This is a genomic window from Streptomyces sp. NPDC039424, from assembly GCF_055639495.1.
The window spans coordinates 50,803-67,576 of sequence record NZ_JBVKAI010000007.1 but is presented as its reverse complement, the minus strand read 5'-3'; the positions used below and the strand labels follow the sequence as shown (position 1 = coordinate 67,576).

The following is a 16,774-nucleotide window of genomic DNA, read 5'->3' as shown; positions in this document are numbered from 1 at the left end:
GCCGTCCCTCCGCCACTCGGCAATCCGGTGCACCCCTCCCCCACCCTTGCACGTGAACCTCGGGCGAATTCGGAAACGCACGTATGCGGAGCGGACGACCGCCATGGGCCCGGGATCAGGTGATCCCGGGCCCATGGCGGTCGGACGTCGTCGTCAGTGAGCGGCGGCGTGGACGCCGGCGCCCGCCGCGAGACCCTCGGTCGAGGCAACGGCCAGGACGTCGGCGCACACGTCCGCGATCGGCGTCTCGAGGAAGAAACCGCCGGAGCCGCCGCCCGCGAGGCCACCGGAGACGTCGTCCAGGTCGGCGTCGGAGATCTGGGCAGTCTCGATCTGGGGGGCAAGGTTCATAACGCGGATTCCCTTCGCATAGGCATTTCTCCGTGGCGGAGTTCGCTTTCTCGATTCCCGCTGCCGGGAGACGTTGTCGGCGACTCGGCCACGCGCAGGATCAAAGCACGCCGGTAATTGGGACGGCCAGCCGCGAGAGGCCCGATCGGGACGCACCGCTGATTCCGTCTTCACCGGCGTGACAGCGCGGTGACCGAATACGCGGGCTCCTTCACATGGCCTGCCGCGCCGGTACACGCGCGACGTCCGCCGTCGCCTCCCGGGGCGGACACTCACCCGCAAAAGCCGTCGGGCCCCGGCACGGTCACGACGACTGTCCGGGTTCCCACGACCGGTCGGTGCACGGTGTGCAGGTTTACCGGATTTTCGGCACCGGACCGGATGCGCACGGGCCCGGCCCCTCGGCCCGCGGGCCCGGCTCGCCGCCCGTGTGCCGTCGGGTGACCATGGAGTACGGGACCGGTCCGGGGGCCAGGCACTGGGAGACGCCCGTGGCGCACGACCTGACAACCGACGTACTGATCGCGGGCGCCGGCCCGGTCGGCCTGAGTGCGGCCGCCGAGCTCCGCCGCCACCAAGTGCGCTGCCGACTCGTCGACCGGCTGCCGGCCCGCCTGCCGTACGCCAAGGCGGTCGGCATCCAGCCGCGCACCCTGGAGCTCTGGGACCGGATGGGCCTGGCCCGCACCGTCCTGGAGTCCGCCGCACTGGTGCGCGGCCAGCTGATCTACGTCAACGGCCGGGAACGGGCGCGGATCGACCTCACCCTGCCCCCCGAGGTGCCCTACGCGTTCGCCGCGCTGCCGCAGTACGAGACGGAGCGCCTGCTGGAGGAGTACGTCGCCGGCCTGGGCACGGCCATCGAACGCGGCACCGAACTGCTGTCGTTCACGCAGGACCGGGACGGGGTCACCGCCCGGCTGCGCACCGCCTCCGGCACGGAGGAGGAGCTGCGGGCCGGCTATCTGATCGGCTGCGACGGCGCGCACAGCGTCGTACGCAAGGGGCTGGGCCTCGGCTTCGAGGGGGCGGCCTTCACGGAGGAGTACATGCTGGGTGACGTCGAGGCCGACTGGGATCTGCCGCACGGATACGTCCTGCGCTCCAGCCATCGCGCCGACGACGGTTCGACCGACGATCTCCTGGTCTGCATCCCGCTGCCCGGTACGGGCCGCTACCGCATGTCGATGCTGGTACCCCCCGAGCTCTCCACCCGGGCGAGTGACCGGGGGCCCGCACCGGGCGAGGGGGTGGAGCACGGCCTGGAGGGCGGCCGGGGTCCGGAACTGTCCCACTTCCAGGCCGTCGTCGACCGCCTCGCGCCCAGGCCGGCCGTTCTCTCGAAGTTGCGGTGGTCCTCCGTCTTCCGTATCAGTCACCGCATCGTCGACCGCTACGGCGACGGACGCGTCTTCGTCGCGGGCGACGCGGCCCACATCCACCCGCCCACCGGCGCCCAGGGCATGAACACGGGCATCCAGGACGCCTGCAACCTGGCCTGGAAGCTCGCCCTCGCCATCCGGGGCGAGGCGGGGCCCGCCCTGCTCGCCAGCTACGACGCCGAGCGCCGCCCGGTCGGCGAGGAGGTCGTCGGCCGGACCGTACGGCACGCCACGCAGGGCATCGAGAGCGACCCCGAGGACCCGCGGACCCTGCTGCTGCGTGAGGCCCAGCTGCTCGTCGGCTACCGGGGCGGTCCGCTCGCCGGCGGCACCCGCGGGCCCGCCGACGGGCCCCAGCCCGGTGACCGGGCCCCGGACTGCGCCGGGCTGACCGCACCCGTCGCGGCCTATCCGCTCCGTCTGCTCGACATCCTGCGCGGCCGAACGGAGCATGTGCTGCTCCTGTACGCGGCCGGCCCGCACGATCTGGCCGCGGCCGCCGCAACCGCCGGGACCGGCTGGCAGACCGTCGCCGTCCTCGGCCGCGACACCGCGCCGGCCGCTCCCGACAGCCTGGCCGTGCCCGGCTACCGCGACACCGCCGGAGAGTTCGCCCGGCTCTATCGCCCCGACGGACCGACCGGCTTCGTCGTCCGCCCGGACGGGTACCTCGGCCCGCGCTTCCCCCTCGCCGACGCCGCGAGGGCCCTCTCCGGCTACCTCGCGGCGCTGTGAGGCCCACCGGCGGTCAGGCGGTCCTGGTGTCGTCCATCCGCTCGCCCTCCGCCTGGGACGGCTCGGTCCTGGGGACGTCCGGGTGCTGCTCCACGGCCGAGCGCTCGGTCGGGTCGTCGCGCTCGCCCTCGGCCTGGGAGGGGGTGTGTGAGTACAGCCAGGTGTCGTAGTCCGAGGCTTGGGTCTTCATGGCAGGCCTCCCTTTTCCGTTCAGCTCCCATGGTCCTCCTCGGCCGCGGCAGGAGCGAGGGCCGCCGGCCGGTCAGGGCTCCATCACGGCATCGCATTCCGGGCACACCACGGACGCGTACTGCGCGGAGTACCAGGGCGCCGCGGGGTGTTCGGAGGGCCTCCAGAGGGCCGTTCGCATGGCGAAGGTGTCCTTGCCGCAGAGGGTGCGCGGTCCCCTGGCGAAGGGCGCTCCCGGGGCAGCGGGCGCCGCGTGCACCCTGCGGACGGGCTGTTGCTCATCGCCCGGCGCATCCGGGGAGGAGTGCTTGCCCACCGGCCTGTCGACCTCGTACACGACGACGATCTCGCCCATGCCTCCATGGTAGGCGGCACAGGCGGCCGGGGCGGGCGACCCGGCCGCGGCTCGGGGCTCTGCCGCGCCCGCGCGTCGTTGCCCGCCCGCGCGGGGTCGGGGCTGCTACCACGGGTGCCATGAACACAAGCGCGGAGCCACGACGAGTGCGGCCCGATGCGGATGTCGTGACGAAGGACAGGATGCTCGCCCTCACCGACGGTGTGATGGCCATCGCCATGACGCTGCTCGTGCTGGACATCGAGCTGCCGGACGGTCTGGAGGGGGCCGAACTGCGCCGGGCCCTGGACGCGGTCCAGTCCCAGGTGGGCGCCTTCGTGCTGAGCGCGGTGGTGATCGCGCTGTTCTGGCGGGCCCACCATGCGGCGGTGCGGAACCTGGAGCACATCGACCCGTACGTGTTCTGGCTCAACGTCGCGTTCCTGGTGCTGGTGTCCTTGATCCCGTTTCCCACCCATGTCCTGGAGAACTACGGCGACCGTTTCCTCGGTCCCGGTCTGTACGGGGCTGTCATCGGCGCTGCCGCACTGGTGCTGTACGGGCTCGACCTGCACGTCAGCCGTGCGGCGGGGGCGACCTGGCGCTGCGTCCCGCTCCCTGCCCAGGCGGCCGTGTTCCTGGCCTCGGTGGGGATCGCGCGCGTCTCGCCCCTCGCCGCCGTCTACAGCTGGGCCGCCAGTGTGCCGCTGTCGGTGGCGGCCGACCGGATGGCCGCGCGTGCCCGCGAACGGCCCTGATCAGAGCCGTGCGGGCCGGGGGGCGGCTGTTCGGGGGAATCGCCGGTGTGGTCAACGGGATGCGCGGGACACCGCTCCTACGGTCGGCTGATATGACGCATCTACCGAAGGACGCCGCCGCCTGCACCCGGCGCACGGCGCTGACCGGGCTCTTCGTCGGCGCCGGTTCCGTGCTGGCGGCCGGCTGTACGGCCCTGGGGGACACCTCCGCGCAAGGGACCGCCCCGAGTCCCACGCGGTCGGCCACCGGCTCCGCGGACGCCGCCACGCCCGGGGTGATGGCCCTCTTCGACGACCCGGGTTTCAACTTCAACGCGCTGCTCGCCCTCGGCGGGTCCGGCCAGGGTGCCGGTGAGGTGGGCGAGGTGCTCACCGCGGTGAACGCGATCAACAAGGCCGGGCTCTCCGCGCAGACCTATGTGGAGACCTTCCGGAAGCTGGCGGGCCGGCTGTCGAAGGCGCCCGAGGGCGACAAGCCCGGGCCGCAGACCACACGCTTCAGTGCGCTGCGGGCATCGCAGTACTACAGCCAGGCGCTGTTCTTCGTCCTGGGCTCGGACGCCCCCGGCGACGAGGAGCAGCTGTACAAGTCCGCGCGCGGCGCGTGGGACACGTTCTGCAAACTGTGCGACCCGGCCCCGGTGACGGCGAACGTTCCGTACGGGAACACGCCGCTTCCGGTCTGGTTCTTCCGGCCGGCCGGCTCCGACGAGCGACGCCCCACCGTGATCCTCACCAACGGCAGCGACGGGCAGAACGTCGACATGTGGACCTACGGTGTGTCGGCCGCCCTGGAGCGTGGCTGGAACGCCCTCGTGTACGACGGACCGGGCCAGGGCCAGCTGCTCTTCGTGAACCGTGCCGTCTTCACGCCGCGCTGGGAGACGGTGGTGACTCCCCTCGTCGACTGGCTGGCCGCCCGTTCCGACGTGGACACCGACCGGATCGCCCTGACCGGGCTGAGCATGGGAGGGGAGCTGGCGCCGCGCGCCGCCGCCTACGAGAACAGGATCGCCGCTCTGGTGGCGATGCCCGGCGTGCTGAGGCCCTGGCTGGGTTTCCCCGCGCAGATCCGGGAGATCCTCACCCCGGACAAGGAGGAGACGAACGACATCTGGAACACCGAGGTCGTTCCCGAGCTGTCTCCGGCCGAGGCCGCGACGCTGAGGAAGCGGTTCGAACCGTTCTCCGTGCCGGCGATGCTCGCCGCCCGCGAGGGGAAGATGTTCACCGACTTCTACACCCCGGCCAAGCTCGTCGAGTCGCTCGACCTCACGAACGTCGTCGGTCGCATCAAGACGCCCACCCTGGTCCTGGACTACGACGACGAGCAGTTCTATCCCGGGCAGCCGCGCCAGATGTACGACAAGCTGACCTCCCCGAAGGACTACGTGAAGCTCAGCGCCGCCACCGGCGCGCAGTTGCACTGCTCCCCGATGGCCCCGCAGCAGCACTGCGAGGTCGTCTTCGACTGGCTGCAGGAGACGTTGCCGGGACGCTGAGCGGCGGGACGGGGCCGGGGCACGGGTGTGGCGTCAGTGCGCGGTCGCCGGGGGGACCGCCGGGGGGACCGCCGCGCGGACCGCGCGTTCCACCAGCGAGATGCCGTCCTTCATGGAGGTGCTGCCGTCCGAGAGGACCGCGACGAGGTAGTGGTGTCCCCCGGTCGTGACCTGTCCGACGCTGTTGACGTCCCACAGGCCGGTCGTGTCGCGCTGCAGCCAGCCGTTCTTCAGGGCCCACCCGGAGCCTCCGGCGGCCGAGACGCCCCATGCCTGCTCGCCCACGACGCGGGCCATCAGGGTGCGGATGTAGGTCCGGGAGGACTCACTGAGCGCCGCGGGGGTAGCGCGTGCGGCCGGGGCGGTGTCGAACACCGCGCGCAGCAGCCGTATCTGGTCGCTGGCCGTCGTCCGTGTCAGTCCCCACCTGACGCCGGGGCCGCCCGTGGTCGAGGTCAGTCCCAGCCGCTTGTTCGCCGCCTCCAGGCCCGGCGCCCGGCCGATGCTCCGCCACAGCGCGTTCGCCGCCGTGTTGTCGCTGCGCTCGATCATCGCCGTCGCCCGGGCGCGCTCCCGCGCGGTCAGACCGTGTCCGGCGTGCTGTGCCTGGAGCAGCGCGGCGGCGAGGATGTCGACCTTGACGATGCTCGCGGTGTCGTAGGGCGAGTCGTCGCCGTACACCACGGGCTGCCGGCCCGTGCCGTCCAGGTCGAGCACCGCGGCCGTCACCCGCTCCTTCCCCTGTGGCCGCACCAGTGCGCGGAAGTGGTCCGCGTCGGGCCCCGTCGGCGCCGTGGCCGCCAGTGCCGGGGCGAGCGTGCCGGCCGACAGGAGCGTCGCCACCGAGGCCGCGAGGACACCGACGCGGCCCGCGGTGAGCCTGGCGCGGGTCGTGCGCCTGCGCGGGTGCGACAGGGGGGACGGTCGGTGGGACGGTCGGTGCGGCATGGTGAAGAGGCCTCGCGGTTCGTGTGGGAGGGCACGGAACTGCGAACGTAGACAGAACACCCGTCCTGCGATGTGACCGATGCCACGAAAGAGCGCATTGGGCCGGAATTGTGGGGAGAACCACAGGTTCTCGCCCGACCGCCGTCACCCGTGCCCCGCGCCCCACAGGGTCGTGGTGGCCGCCAGGCAGTCGGCGACGGCGGTATGGCTCTGGATGTGCTGCGTGGCCGAGCTCGCGGCACGCGGCGCGCGTGCCCGGCATCGGAAACAGCCAGGCCCCGCGCTGCAGCACCGGAGCCAGTGTGATCGCGACGCACAGGCCCACGACCAGCGCGGGGCTGCGGTCCCGCCCGGTTGGCGTACTACGTCCGGGGGTTGCCTGTCGCGGAATCCCCGCGGAATTGTCCGTGATCCGTAACGGACGGATCCCGAGGCCCCGTTCCTCCGTCCTGACAGGTGCACGAAGACCCACGGAGACGGCAAGGAACGGGGCGGACATGGTGAAGCATGGCGGACGCGGTTGGCACGGTCGGGTGCTCGCGGCGGCGATCGGAGTGACGGCTGTGGCCGCCGCCACCTCGGTGTGGACCGCGCAGGCCGACTCCGCCGCGGAGGGCCGCGCGCGAGCGGGCGCCTCGGCCGCCTCCTCGCCTCGGCAGCCCGAACGGGTGTCCGTGGACATCGCCCACGCCTCGGACCACGGCGCCCGGGGCGTCAACATCACCATCGACGACGGACCGGACCCGAACTGGACGCCCCAGGTGCTGCAGATACTCAAGGACAACGGTGTGAAGGCCACGTTCTGCATGGTGGGCACCCAGGCCCAGGCGCACCCCGACCTGGTCAAGGCGGTGGTGGCGGCCGGGCACCGGCTGTGCGACCACACGGTGTCGCACGACACGACCATGGACACCAAGTCCGAGGCGTACCAGTCACAGCAGATCCTGGACGCCGAGCGCATGATCACCAAGGCGTCCGGGGGTGTCCGGCCGCTCTACTACCGGGCGCCCGGCGGTGCGTTCACCCCGTACAGCCGTCAACTCGCCGCCTCCCGGGGGATGCGGCCGCTGGGCTGGAACGTCGATTCCAAGGACTTCGAGAAGCCCGGCACGAACGAGATCGTCGCCACCGTCCAGAGGGAGATCTCGGGCGGCCCGACCGTCCTCTTCCACGACGCGGGCGGCGACCGCTCCCAGACCGTGGCCGCCCTGCGCGAGGTGCTGCCGTGGCTGAAGCAGCAGGGATACTCCTTCGGCTTCCCGGTGCGCTGAGCACCGCCGCCGACGCGCCTCAGGCCGCGGTGTAACCGAGCTGGCGTCGCATGTACGGGGTCATGAGGGTCTTCGCCTTGGCCAGTGTGGTGGTGCGGCTGCCGAGGACCGCGGTCTCGCCGCCGGGCACGGGCAGCACGGTCAGCCCGTCGGCCGAGCCGAAGGGCACGACGAGCGGGGTGCGATGGATCGCCCGGTAGAGCCGGGGTTCTTTGCGATGCCGGCCGGCGTTCTGCAGGTAGGTACGGATGTTGTGGGCGGCGAGGTCTGCCTGGGCCAGCGCGGCGGGAGTCGTCTTCAGCACGCTGACGTCGTTGACGTCGCCGACCGCGAAGACGTCCAGCCGCCCCTCGACCCGGAGCGTACGGTCGACCTTCACGTGCCCGGCCGCGTTCAGCCAGTCACCGTGGCCTGCCAGGCGCAGCCAGAGGGTGTTGGGGGTGGTGCCCGTCGCCCAGAAGGAGAGATCGGCGGCGATGACACCGCCGTGGGCGTCGCGATAGGTACCGAAGTCGTTGCCGGGGGCCATGAAGGAGTCCAGCCGCACCTCCACGTCGTGGGACTCCAGCCAGGCGCGTGCCTTGCGCCCCGCCCGCGGGCTGCCCGTGGAGTTCAGCAGCGTCGGCCCGGCATGGGCGAGCGTGACCCGGGCGTCCGGCCTGGCCAGGCGGATCTCGGCGCTGAGTTCGACACCGGAGGGCCCGCCGCCGATGACGAGGACGTGGTCGGCGGTGGCGATCTGCTGCTGGTGCTCGGCGAAGGACTTGACCGCCTCCGCGGTGGTGACGCCGGTGAAGCGGGCCGGTTCGGGGTAGTCGGCGCCGGTGGCGATCACCACGACGTCGTACGGGAGCCGCTCCCCCGTGGCCAGCACGACCTGCCGCTCGCCGGTGTCGACGCGCACCGCCTTGCCCACGGCCACCCGGCCATGGCGCAGCAGCCGGTCGTACGGGATGAAGGGGGTCGTCGTCCACGCCGGATGGACGCCGGCGCGCAGGGACGCGATGCGGTGGAAGAACACCTCCTTGCGATCCACCACCGTGACCCGCGCCGTCGTATCCAGTCGCTTCGCCAGACGGACGCCGGCATAGCCGCCGCCGATCACTACTACGTCGCCGTCACGCACACCGAGTCTCCTGTGCCTGGGAGGAACGAGCGCCGCGGCGGTTGGGCCGCCCTCGGCCACTCGACTGCCGGCGAGCGTAGCGCTTGAAACCTAAAGCTTTGGCGAGGCTCTGTGAGCGTTCTGTGAAGTGACGGCGCGTACGCCGGTGTACGAGGCCATCAGGCGGTCGAGGGCGTCGTCCAGGGTCGTCGCGGCCATGATGAGCGACAGGTGGGTGAAGGCCTGCGGGAAATTGCCCAGTTGCTCCCCGCTCGGGCCGATCTCCTCGGCGAACAGCCCGACGTGGTTGGCGTACGTGTGCATCTTCTCGAAGGTGTAGCGGGCCTGCGGGAGCCGGCCGGCCCGGGCGAGGGCATCGACGTAGAGGAAGGTGCACAGGCTGAACGTGCCCTCCGAGCCCCGCAGTCCGTCCGGGGAGGCGGCCGGGTCGTAGCGGTAGACCAGGCTGTCGGAGACCAGCCGTTGGTCGATGGCGTCGAGGGTGGACAGCCAGCCCGGGCTGCGCGGGGCGATGAACCGCACCCGGGGGGCGAGCAGGATCGCGGCGTCCAGGACGTCACCGCCGTAGTGCTGGACCAGTGCCTGCTCCTTCTGGCTCCAGCCGCGCTCCATGACCTGTTCGAGGATGGTGTCGCGGGCCCGGGTCCACAGCTCGCTGTTGGCGGGCCGCCGGAACTGTTCGGCGAGCCGCAGGCAGTTGTCGAAGGCCGCCCAGCACATCACGCGGCTGTAGGTGAAGTCCTTGCGGCCGCCCCGGGTCTCCCAGATGCCCTCGTCGGGCCGGTCCCAGTGGTCGGCGAGCCAGTCGATCAGCCGCGCGAGGCCCTTCCAGCCGTGGTATCCGGCCTGCTGGCCGATCTCCTCGAAGCCCTGGGACATGGCGTAGAGGGCCTCGCCGTAGATGTCGAGCTGGAGCTGGTCGGCGGCGGCGTTGCCGGCGCGCACCGGGCTGGAACCGCGGTAGCCCTCGAAGTGTTCGAGGATCTCCTCGGTCAGCCGGGGGTCCCCGTCGACCCGGTACATGATCTGCAGCGGTTCCCCGGCCTCCCCGTCGCGGTCTCGCAGACGGTCGCCGAGCCAGCCGACGAACTGGGCGGCCTCCTCGGCGAATCCCAGGTCGAGCAGGGCCCGGACCGACAGGGAGCCGTCCCGGATCCAGGTGTACCGGTAGTCCCAGTTGCGCTCGCCGCCGACCTGTTCGGGCAGTCCCATCGTCGCCGCGGCGACGGGGGCCCCGCTCGGGGCGTAGGTGAGCAGTTTGAGCGTGATGGCCGAACGGTTGACCATGTCCGGCCACCGGCCGCGGTACCGGGAGGTGCGCACCCAGCGCTGCCAGAAGTCGATGTTGTTCCACAGCTCCTCGGTGAGCCAGTCCACGGTCGGCGGCGGTGGCGGCGCGCCGTCCGGGCCGCACACGGTGAACACGGCGGCGGCCGTCTGGCCCGCGTGCAGGGTGACCGAGCCCCGCACGTCCCGGCCGTCCCGCTCCAGCGGCAGTGTGGCCTGCAGATACGCGGTCGTACCGGGCGCCCGGAACGTGGCGGTCCCTTCGCTCACGTCGAGTTCGTGGTCGGCGCGGGCGTAGTCGAAGCGGGGGCGGCACTCCAGGGCGAAGCGCACGGTGCCGCGCACCGTGCGTACGACGCGCACCAGCGAGTGGCGGTCGGACGGGCTGCGGGACTCGATGACCGGCATGTGGTCGATGACCTCGCCGACCCCGTCGGGGGACATGAAGCGGGTCACGACCACGGCGGTGTCCGGATAGTAGAGCTGGCGGCGCGTCACCTCGGCGGAGACGGGCGCGAACAGGAAGTGCCCGCCGCCGTCGTGGTCCAGCAGGGACGCGAAGACGCTGGGCGAGTCGAAGCGCGGCGCGGCGAACCAGTCGATCACCCCCGCGGAGGTCACCAGCGCGGCGGTCTGGAGGTCCCCGAGCAGTCCGTGGTCGGCGATGGGCGGGTAGCGGTCCATAGCAGTCTCCTTCAGGCCGCTTCGGCGGGCACCCGTCCCGCCCGGATGGCATCGACGAGGGCCTGATGGTCCTTCTCGTTCTGGTCCGCGTACAGCTCGGCGAAGGTCGCCAGCGCGCGGTCGAAGACGTCACCGCCGCCGAGGTATCCGGCGATCGCGATCCGGTCGCCGGACCTGGCGTGGGCTCGGGCCAGCGTGGCGCCGCACAACTGGCCGAACAGGCCCATCCGTTTCGGCGACATGTTCTCGGCCACCACGATGCCCTTCCAGTCGCGCAGCTGGCGTACGTAGAAGTCGCGGCGCCGGCCGTCGATGCCCTGGACGCGTTCCCAGCCCAGGAAGATGTCGCTGGTGGCCTGCATCAGCCGCTGCCCGGCGACGACCCGTTCGCCCTGGGTACGGAGTCTGCTGGCGCCGGCGTACGGCGCCAGCACCGACTCGTCGGCCTCCTTGGCCTGAAGGAACAGCGGATCCTCGTCGTCCTTGCCGAGCAGCAGCAGGATCCAGCAGCGGGTGCCCACGCTGCCCACCCCGACGACCTTGCGCGCGATGTCGGCGACGCGGTAACTCTCCAGCAGGAACCGGCGGTCGGACGGCAGGGTCTCCCCGTACCGTTCGATCAGCCGTCCGATCTGCTTCTCCAGCGCGCCGCGTTCGGCTTCCGGCAGCAGGTCCTCCAGTCGCACCAGCAGCGGCGGGTCGGGGGCGATCCGGCGCCGTCCGTCGACGACGCGGGTGAGTCTGTCGAAGGCCTGCAGGGTGTCGTGCGAGCGGGCCCGCTCCCGGGTCTGCTCCCAGCGCTCGCGGTCCTTGGCGCCGAGCTCCGGGGCGAACTGCTGCTGCAGTTCGTCGGCTTCGAAGCGGGTGTACCAGACCTCGAGGTTTCCCAGGGCCGCGAAGGCGCGCATGCGTTCGCGGTAGGCCCGTACGGCCGCCCGCACCACCGACGCCCGTTCCTTGGCGCTGAAGCCGTTCGCACGGCCCGCGATGACCAGGCTGGCCGACAGGCGCTTGACGTCCCACTCCCACGGGCCGGGCAGGGTCTCGTCGAAGTCGTTGATGTCGAACATCAGGCGGCGCTCCGGGGAGGCCAGCAGCCGGAAGTTCAGCATGTGCGCGTCGCCGCACAACTGCGCTCTGATGCCGCTGCGCGGAGTGTCGGCGAGGTCCGCGGCCATGATGGCGGCCGCTCCGCGGTAGAAGCGGAACGGTGACTCGCTCATCCTGCCGTAGCGGATCGGTACGAGGTCCGGGACCCGCTTCGCCGACTGGGCCTCGATGGTGTCCACCGGATCGGTGCGCTTGGGCGAGGGGGTGAACTCGGCGTGCGCGGACCGGGGGACGGCGGAGCGGGCGGCCCGGCCCAGCGCGGCCCGCTCCTTCGGGGTGCGGTGCCGCAGGTCGTGGCCGGTGGGGTGGGGCTCGCTCATCGCAGGCGCTCCGCGATGTGGTCGCCCACGCGCAGGGCGTTGGCGATGGCCGTCAGCGACGGATTGACCGCCCCGATGCTCGGGAAGAAGCTGGTGTCGACGACATAGAGGTTGTCGAGGTCGTGGGCCTTGCAGTGGACGTCGAGCGCGGAGCTCGCGGGGTCGCTGCCGAAGCGGACGGTGCCCGCCTGGTGTGCGGTGGCGCCGATGGGCATGCCCTTGTGCAGGTAGAGGCTGTGCGGCAGCAGGTGGTGTTCGTGCATCCCCAGGTGGCCGAGCATGCCCTGCAGTTTGTGGCGCAGCCGCTTCAGTCCGGCGGTGTTGTTGTTCTCGTCCAGTGCCAGGTGCACGGCGCCGTCCCGGTCGAGGGTGACGCGGTTGCCGGGGGCGGGCAGATCCTCGCCGCACAGCCAGAAGTCGACCGCGTGGTGGGCGAGCACCTCGAAGGGCAGGTCGGGCGAGACGGTTCCGGCCCAGCGGGGCGCCTCTCCGTGGATCTGTTCGGAGTCCGACTTGCCGAGCATCTGGATGCCCCCGAGCGGGTAGTCCCAGTCGTCCGAACCCAGGTACCAGTCGTGCAGGGCGAGCGTCTTCTGGAACTTGGTGTCGTTCGGTTCCCTGGACACGGCCATCAGCGCCAGGTTGTTGTGCCGCATGTAGTGACGGCCCACCACCCCCGAGCTGTTGGCCAGGCCGTGCGGATGCCGGTCGTCCGCCGAACGCAGCAGCAGGACCGCGGAGTTGACCGCGCCGCAGGCGACGACCACGATGTCGGCGCTGAACTCAGCGGTCGAACCGTCGGGCAGGGCCGCGACGACCGAGGTGACGCTCCGGCCGGCCGGGTCCGTGACCAGGCGCCGGACCTCGGCGCCGGTGACCATCTCGACGTTGTCGTGGCGCAGCGCGGGGTCGACGCAGATGACCTGGGCGTCGGACTTCGCGCCCACCAGGCAGGGGAAGCCGTCGACGCGGTCGCAGCGGATGCACACGCTGTCGTGGGTCGCCCGTCCCCGGTCGTCCTGGGTGAGGTTCACCCCGATCGGGAGATGGAACGGGTGCAGCCCGCGCTTTTCCAGGTCGTCGCTCAACTGCCGGATGCGCGGCTCGTGTTGGACCGGCTCGTAGGCGTACTGGGCGCTCGTGGGTCCCTCGGTGGGGTCCTCGCCGTGCCGGCCGTGCACCAGGTAGAGCTGTTCGGCCTGCGTGTAGTACGGCTCCAGGTCCTCGTACCGCAGGGGCCAGGCGGGCGAGACGCCGTCGTGGTGGCGGAGTTCGCCGAAGTCCTCGGGGCGCTGCCGGAACAGTGCGGCCCCGTAGAACTTGGTGTTCCCGCCCACGTAGTAATTGACCTCGGGCGGGAACTGGTTTCCATGTTTGTCGTACCAGAATTCCGGGGCGCGGTACTTTCCCTTGACGAAGACCGCCGTGGAATCCCAGTTGGCCCGTTCACGGGGGAGATAATCGCCCCGTTCGAGAATGAGGATGCTTTTCCCGCTGGGCGCCAGCCGGTGGGCGAGGGTTCCGCCGCCCGCGCCGGTGCCGATGATGATGACGTCATAATGGCGTGCGTCGCGCATACCGGCCGCCGTCCTCGGAGCGTGCTCCGGTCCTGCCGGATGAATCGGTCGAATGCTATTCGCCTACCAACGTAGCTCCGGACCGTGGGCCCGGCGACTCGGGTGTGCCCAGGCGCCGGGCCACCGCGGGCTCGCGTGCGACGACCACTCCGACGGTGATGCAGAGGGCCACGACCACGCACAGCGCGATGAGCCAGGACAGCATGGTGAAGACCGCGCCCAGCGAACCGTACTTGGCGAGGCTGTGGTTGAGGGCCCTGGGCACGTACAGCGGCGCGGCCGAGGTGAGGACGGTCAGGGCCGTGCCCGTGAGCAGGGCGCCCGGCAGCAGCGGCAGCCAGGGCACCCGGCCGGTCAGCAGCAGATGCTGGGTCCACCACCACATACCGACCTCGGTGACCAGCAGCAGCGGCAGGCCGAGCCACCGGCCCAGGCCGAAGCCGTCCCGCAGGGGCCCCTGCAGCCCGATCATGACCAGCCACGCGACGAGCCAGGCGATCCAGCGCCAGGCGGCCATCCTCGCGCCCGCCTTCCGAAGGCCCCAGGCCCGCTCGCAGAGCCGTTGCATGGCCCGGCTGCAGGCGGTGGCCGAAACCAGCACCATCAGCCCGCTGACGACCCCGGTGGTCTGACGCAGCTCGGAGGTGTCACCTTGGAAGACCTCCTTCAACTGGGCGTCCGCTGCTCCGGTCAGTCCGAAGACGTCGTGCAGGGAGGCGACGAACTGGTCGCGCAGCGCCTCCGGGGCGACGGAGGCCGCCACGAAGAGCAGCGGTACCGCGGTCAGGAAGGTCTGGGCGGCCAGCCGCGTCGCGGAGTCCAGCAGGTACACCGTGAGCAGGTGCTCCATGAGATGCGTGATCACCGGGAACCGTGTCTCCGCCCGGTCGCGCAGCCCGTGCAGCCGGGACCGGACCGCCGCGCCCCGCCGACGCCGCGGGGCCGGGCCGCCCCCTCCGGGTCCTGTGCCTGGCTGCATGCTGCCAGCGTGCCGTGGCGGCGGCCCCGGCGGACCGTGACGCGAGCCGAGCGGGGGCCGAACGGGTGACGGCGCGGCCGGATGCGCCGAGGATGTGCGAGCGTGCGGCAGGACCCGCGCGGACAGCGACGGTGCTCGGTCCGGTGCCCATCGGCCTGGCGACCGCCCGCGGATGGCGAGGCACCGGCTCTCACAGGACGGCGAGCGGGTTGACCGGCGAACCGGTCGCGGACGGCAGCCGCAGCGGTGCGATCACGCACAGGAAGGACCAGCGACCCTCCTCCGCGCAGACGGGCGCGAGCTCCTCCAGCCGCAGGTAGTCCAGGAGATGCAGTCCCATGGCGTGCACGGCGAGCACATGCACCGGGAAGCCGACGCCCCGCACCGCGCTCGGCGCGGTGTCGTTGTTGCCGTCGCCGCCGAGCACCGCCACCTCGCGCTCGGCCAGGAACTCCAGGGCCGCCGGGTGCAGTCCGGCGCGTGCGCGGGCCACGTCCCACGGCCCCAGCTCCTCGCGGCGGCGCCGGTGCCCCACCCTGACGAGCAGGATGTCGCCGGGCCCGACCCGCACACCCTGCCGGGCCTCGGCGGCGGTGAGGTCGTCCGCGGTGACCTGGGATCCGGGTTCGAGCCAGGGCAGGCCGTGCAGTGCCGGAACGTCCAGCAGCACGCCGCGTCCCACGACGCCGTCCCGGACCAGGTCCAGGGACAGGGTGTCCGCCCCCTCGGGCGACAGGGCGCCGGCGGCCGGGACGCCACCGTGCAGGGTGTCGTCGTAGATGACGTGGCACAGGGCGTCGAGGTGGGTGTTGACGTCGCCGTGGACGTCCATGGCGAAGCGGTCCCTGGCGAAGTCCAGGCCCCCGCCCGGTTCCGGGACGCCGCCCGGCGGAGCGGTGAGCCGGTGCTCGGCGGGCTCGGGATCGTCCGGTGCGGGGACGAGGTTCACCGGGGCGGCCAGCGAGAGCGTACGCCCGGACCGCACCTCACGTGCGGCGGCCAGCACCCGTTCGGCCGTGAGGGTGTCCAGCGCACCGCGCGGAGCGGCGGCGCCGGGGGCCGTGCCGCGCAGACGCCGGTGCAGGGCACGGAAGTCGGCCTCGCTGAGTCCGTGGGACGTCGGCATGTTCCCACCATCCGGCAGAGCCCGGTTCGGCGCGCGCCGAGCCGATCGGCGCGCCGCGTGCCGATTTGCCGGGAGCCGGTCCCGCCGCGCTAATGGACTGGCGCCCTGAGACTCGGAGGTTGCGATGGACATGCTGCACGTCCGGGCGGTGTCCCCGCCGGACCTCACGGAACGGGCGATGGCCCTGCTCGGCGCCGAGCCGTGTGTCCTCAACCTCGTCCTGCATCCCGGCCGCGTACGCAACCCCGACGGCGACGCCATCGAGTGCGACGTACTGACCGGGGCCGCGAACGAGGTGCTCCGGGGCCTGCGCGGACTGGAGATCGAGCACCGCGGATCGATCGTCCTGGCGCCGGTCGACTTCGCCTTCTCGGACCGCGCCGCGACGGCCGGGGCGCGGGAGCTCGGGGCCCGGCTGCGGGCGCCGGTGTGGGAGCAGGTCGAGGCCAGGATCCGGGCCGAGGGACGCTATCCGCCGAGCTTCTACCTGTTCCTGGCGATCGCCGGCCTCATCGGTGCGGTGGGCATCATCACGAACTCCCAGATCCTCATCGTCGCGGCCATGGTCGTCGGACCCGAGTACGGGGCGATCACCAGCGTCGCGCTCGGCATCGACCGGCGTTCCGGATCCCGGGTCCGCCACGGACTCGCCGCCCTGCTCGTCGGGTTCGTCCTGGCCGTCGCCTGCACGTTCCTGTTCGCCCTGCTCGTCCGCGATCAGGGCCTGCAGCCGCCGGCGTTCGGCCTCGGCATCCGGCCCGTCTCGCACCTGATCGACACGCCGAACTTCTTCTCCGTGGTGGTCGCCGTGCTGGCCGGAGTCGTCGGCATCGTGTCCCTGGCGGAAGCCCGCACCAGCGCCCTGCTCGGTGTCTTCATCTCGGTCACCACCATTCCGGCGGGGGCCGACATCGGCGTCTCCTGCGCCTTCGCCGACTGGCACGAGGCCTCGGGCTCGCTGCTCCAACTGCTGCTCAACATCGGCATCCTGATCCTGGTCGGCACCGCCACACTGAAGTGCCAACGGGCGATCTGGCGCCGCGTGGGCACAAGCCGGGACGAGCGCGCGGCACACCGGACACCGCCGGACTGAGC

Annotated in this window: 15 protein-coding genes; 5 read left to right on the top strand and 10 right to left on the bottom strand. The window is 71.9% G+C overall.

The annotated features are described in order from the left end of the window. Nucleotides 1-153: 153 nt before the first annotated feature. Nucleotides 154-351, bottom strand: a complete 198-nt coding sequence (locus ACZ7L0_RS19235) for a hypothetical protein (RefSeq protein ID WP_471243668.1) — start codon at nt 349-351, stop codon at nt 154-156. Between the two features lie 446 nt (nt 352-797). Between ACZ7L0_RS19235 and ACZ7L0_RS19230 the strand changes: the two genes are divergently transcribed. Continuing rightward, entirely contained in the window at nt 798-2,468 is a 1,671-nt protein-coding gene (locus tag ACZ7L0_RS19230) for an FAD-dependent monooxygenase (protein WP_471243667.1), read from the top strand. A 13-nt stretch (nt 2,469-2,481) separates the two neighbouring features. On the opposite strand, the gene ACZ7L0_RS19225 is transcribed toward ACZ7L0_RS19230, so the two are convergent. Continuing rightward, nucleotides 2,482-2,658 (bottom strand): hypothetical protein, encoded by a 177-nt coding sequence (locus ACZ7L0_RS19225; protein ID WP_471243666.1) that lies wholly within the window; start codon nt 2,656-2,658, stop codon nt 2,482-2,484. A gap of 72 nt (nt 2,659-2,730) precedes the next feature. Next, nucleotides 2,731-3,012, bottom strand: a complete 282-nt coding sequence (locus ACZ7L0_RS19220; protein ID WP_471243665.1) for a hypothetical protein — start codon at nt 3,010-3,012, stop codon at nt 2,731-2,733. A 167-nt stretch (nt 3,013-3,179) separates the two neighbouring features. On the opposite strand from ACZ7L0_RS19220, the gene ACZ7L0_RS19215 reads away from it, so the two are divergent. Next, complete coding sequence (locus ACZ7L0_RS19215; RefSeq protein ID WP_471243664.1) at nt 3,180-3,749, top strand: TMEM175 family protein; 570 nt, start codon at nt 3,180-3,182, stop codon at nt 3,747-3,749. Between the two features lie 92 nt (nt 3,750-3,841). Beyond that, nucleotides 3,842-5,251 (top strand): alpha/beta hydrolase family protein, encoded by a 1,410-nt coding sequence (locus ACZ7L0_RS19210; protein ID WP_471243663.1) that lies wholly within the window; start codon nt 3,842-3,844, stop codon nt 5,249-5,251. 33 nt (nt 5,252-5,284) lie between these two features. Here the strand turns inward: ACZ7L0_RS19210 and ACZ7L0_RS19205 are convergent, their stop codons facing one another. Further along, the gene (locus ACZ7L0_RS19205) at nt 5,285-6,199 is read right to left on the bottom strand and encodes a serine hydrolase (protein WP_471243662.1); all 915 of its coding nucleotides are present in this window, start codon (nt 6,197-6,199) and stop codon (nt 5,285-5,287) included. Nucleotides 6,200-6,696: 497 nt separating this feature from the next. Between ACZ7L0_RS19205 and ACZ7L0_RS19200 the strand changes: the two genes are divergently transcribed. After that, a complete protein-coding gene (locus tag ACZ7L0_RS19200) occupies nt 6,697-7,470 on the top strand; it encodes a polysaccharide deacetylase family protein (protein WP_471243661.1) in 774 nt (257 codons plus the stop codon). Between the two features lie 19 nt (nt 7,471-7,489). Here ACZ7L0_RS19200 and ACZ7L0_RS19195 read toward each other — a convergent pair whose 3' ends face one another. The 6 genes from ACZ7L0_RS19195 to ACZ7L0_RS19170 form a co-directional block, all read right to left on the bottom strand. After that, complete coding sequence (locus ACZ7L0_RS19195; RefSeq protein ID WP_471243660.1) at nt 7,490-8,596, bottom strand: NAD(P)/FAD-dependent oxidoreductase; 1,107 nt, start codon at nt 8,594-8,596, stop codon at nt 7,490-7,492. A gap of 90 nt (nt 8,597-8,686) precedes the next feature. Beyond that, nucleotides 8,687-10,567 carry a glycoside hydrolase family 15 protein gene (locus ACZ7L0_RS19190; RefSeq protein ID WP_471243659.1) on the bottom strand — a complete coding sequence of 627 codons (1,881 nt, stop codon included), beginning with the start codon at nt 10,565-10,567 and terminating at the stop codon, nt 8,687-8,689. An 11-nt stretch (nt 10,568-10,578) separates the two neighbouring features. Then, complete coding sequence (locus tag ACZ7L0_RS19185) at nt 10,579-11,997, bottom strand: DUF2252 domain-containing protein (protein ID WP_471243658.1); 1,419 nt, start codon at nt 11,995-11,997, stop codon at nt 10,579-10,581. Continuing rightward, complete coding sequence (locus tag ACZ7L0_RS19180) at nt 11,994-13,574, bottom strand: GMC oxidoreductase (RefSeq protein WP_471243657.1); 1,581 nt, start codon at nt 13,572-13,574, stop codon at nt 11,994-11,996. Before ACZ7L0_RS19180 ends, ACZ7L0_RS19185 begins: the two co-directional genes overlap by 4 nt. A gap of 55 nt (nt 13,575-13,629) precedes the next feature. Further along, entirely contained in the window at nt 13,630-14,553 is a 924-nt protein-coding gene (locus ACZ7L0_RS19175; RefSeq protein ID WP_471243656.1) for a YhjD/YihY/BrkB family envelope integrity protein, read from the bottom strand. A 190-nt stretch (nt 14,554-14,743) separates the two neighbouring features. Continuing rightward, the gene (locus ACZ7L0_RS19170; protein WP_471243655.1) at nt 14,744-15,679 is read right to left on the bottom strand and encodes a cyclase family protein; all 936 of its coding nucleotides are present in this window, start codon (nt 15,677-15,679) and stop codon (nt 14,744-14,746) included. 124 nt (nt 15,680-15,803) lie between these two features. On the opposite strand from ACZ7L0_RS19170, the gene ACZ7L0_RS19165 reads away from it, so the two are divergent. After that, nucleotides 15,804-16,772: a DUF389 domain-containing protein gene (locus ACZ7L0_RS19165; RefSeq protein ID WP_471243654.1), complete on the top strand. Its 969-nt coding sequence runs from the start codon at nt 15,804-15,806 to the stop codon at nt 16,770-16,772. Nucleotides 16,773-16,774: the final 2 nt, after the last annotated feature.

Coding starts and splice junctions, on each gene's coding strand:
- ACZ7L0_RS19235 (WP_471243668.1), bottom strand. CDS start 351: ATGAACCTTGCCCCCCAGATCGAGACTGCCCAGATCTCCGACGCCGAC.
- ACZ7L0_RS19230 (WP_471243667.1), top strand. CDS start 798: ATGGAGTACGGGACCGGTCCGGGGGCCAGGCACTGGGAGACGCCCGTG.
- ACZ7L0_RS19225 (WP_471243666.1), bottom strand. CDS start 2,658: ATGAAGACCCAAGCCTCGGACTACGACACCTGGCTGTACTCACACACC.
- ACZ7L0_RS19220 (WP_471243665.1), bottom strand. CDS start 3,012: ATGGGCGAGATCGTCGTCGTGTACGAGGTCGACAGGCCGGTGGGCAAG.
- ACZ7L0_RS19210 (WP_471243663.1), top strand. CDS start 3,842: ATGACGCATCTACCGAAGGACGCCGCCGCCTGCACCCGGCGCACGGCG.
- ACZ7L0_RS19205 (WP_471243662.1), bottom strand. CDS start 6,199: ATGCCGCACCGACCGTCCCACCGACCGTCCCCCCTGTCGCACCCGCGC.
- ACZ7L0_RS19200 (WP_471243661.1), top strand. CDS start 6,697: ATGGTGAAGCATGGCGGACGCGGTTGGCACGGTCGGGTGCTCGCGGCG.
- ACZ7L0_RS19190 (WP_471243659.1), bottom strand. CDS start 10,567: ATGGACCGCTACCCGCCCATCGCCGACCACGGACTGCTCGGGGACCTC.
- ACZ7L0_RS19185 (WP_471243658.1), bottom strand. CDS start 11,997: ATGAGCGAGCCCCACCCCACCGGCCACGACCTGCGGCACCGCACCCCG.
- ACZ7L0_RS19180 (WP_471243657.1), bottom strand. CDS start 13,574: ATGCGCGACGCACGCCATTATGACGTCATCATCATCGGCACCGGCGCG.
- ACZ7L0_RS19175 (WP_471243656.1), bottom strand. CDS start 14,553: ATGCAGCCAGGCACAGGACCCGGAGGGGGCGGCCCGGCCCCGCGGCGT.
- ACZ7L0_RS19170 (WP_471243655.1), bottom strand. CDS start 15,679: ATGCCGACGTCCCACGGACTCAGCGAGGCCGACTTCCGTGCCCTGCAC.
- ACZ7L0_RS19165 (WP_471243654.1), top strand. CDS start 15,804: ATGGACATGCTGCACGTCCGGGCGGTGTCCCCGCCGGACCTCACGGAA.